The sequence below is a fragment of the Homoserinimonas sedimenticola genome, from assembly GCF_026094475.1.
Taxonomy (GTDB): domain Bacteria; phylum Actinomycetota; class Actinomycetes; order Actinomycetales; family Microbacteriaceae; genus Homoserinimonas; species Homoserinimonas sedimenticola.
In genome coordinates, this window is sequence record NZ_JAPELL010000008.1 from 1 (window position 1) to 498 (window position 498).

1 rRNA gene is annotated in these 498 nt (G+C 58.0%); it reads right to left on the reverse strand.

Features of this window, described 5'->3' with window-relative positions:
• Window positions 1-306: 306 nt before the first annotated feature.
• Window positions 307-498: ribosomal RNA gene (locus tag OH146_RS13620) — 16S ribosomal RNA — on the reverse strand; the annotation flags it as partial.

Here is a 498-nt window from a genome sequence, read left to right on the forward strand (position 1 = left end):
CACTGTGTAGTTCTCAAAATACGGGCGGTACCCCCTCATCCACACAATCCGTGTGTCCGACAGGGGTCCAGAGGAGTTCGTCCAACCCCGGTCACCCGGAGCTGGCCCGGTCCCTCAGGACCCAACAGCGTGCAAAAGACCGGCCCCCGCGAAACCGAACCGTTCCTTCCTCTAAAAGAGGCGTACTGAGTTCGGAACCACCAGGTTCCGGTCACTATGTCAATGTTCCACCCATGAGCTAACCAGCGAGACACGGTCGGTCTCGATCTGGCGCCTGGACCACATACGTGGCCAGATGCTCCTTAGAAAGGAGGTGATCCAGCCGCACCTTCCGGTACGGCTACCTTGTTACGACTTAGTCCTAATTACCGATCCCACCTTCGACAGCTCCCTCCAAAAGGTTGGGCCACTGGCTTCGGGTGTTACCGACTTTCATGACTTGACGGGCGGTGTGTACAAGGCCCGGGAACGTATTCACCGCAGCGTTGCTGATCTGCG